1 protein-coding gene is annotated in these 707 nt (G+C 68.0%); it reads right to left on the bottom strand.

Going from position 1 to position 707, the window contains the following annotated elements; all coding sequences use genetic code 11:
• Window positions 1-154: 154 nt before the first annotated feature.
• On the bottom strand, window positions 155-707 hold a 553-nt coding region (locus ON31_RS38250), incomplete at its 5' end, for a peptidoglycan recognition protein family protein (protein ID WP_255222306.1).

Consider the following 707-nt stretch of genomic DNA (forward strand, 5'->3'; position numbering starts at 1 on the left):
CCCGCCAGTACCGGAGTCAACAGGCCGTAGATGGTGAGTGCTGCCTCGATCCATGCGGTATCGACCTCGTGCCCGACGAGGTAGGCGATCACGCCCGAGATCGCGACGAGTACCGATCGGACGAGGGCGGGCTCTGGAATGCGGTTCGGCCGCTTCACTTCTGGCTCGCCTTCGGGTCACGGCATCCGGGGATGCCGAGCTTCTCGCCGAGCGCGCCGAGCATCTCGGCGACGGTGCGGTCGCCGAGGAACTCCCAGCCGGGGAATCCCTTGCCGTCGCGTGCGCCCGGTCCGGCGAGCTGGTCGAGGCCGAGGCCGGTGTGCTCGTCAATGTAGGCGATCATCTCGCCCGCGTTGATGTCCCGTCCGCGCCTGTTGCGGATCACTTCGTCACCAAACACGTTGCTTCCCTTCTGATTCGGTGCGTGAGTGCGGTCGATGAGTGCTTGCACGTCACGGCGGAATGCGGGCATGTCGATACCGGCGGGGTCGATCTTCCCCTCGCTCGAGTACTCGCGGTGCGCCACGCACGAGCCGGAGTCGCGGCCGATCTTGCGCAGGATCGCCGCACAGCCGCGCTTGTAGGCGTCGAGCTGCGCTGGCGTCCAGTCCGAGCCGTCGCCGCGCGAGACGGCCTCGATGCCGATGACGTGATAGTTGGCGTTGTTGGTCGGCCAGCCCGGCCACGCGCCGCGCCCGGCGTGCCAG

The sequence above is a fragment of the Nocardia otitidiscaviarum NBRC 14405 genome (genome assembly GCF_000308635.1).
GTDB classification, from domain to species: domain Bacteria; phylum Actinomycetota; class Actinomycetes; order Mycobacteriales; family Mycobacteriaceae; genus Nocardia; species Nocardia otitidiscaviarum.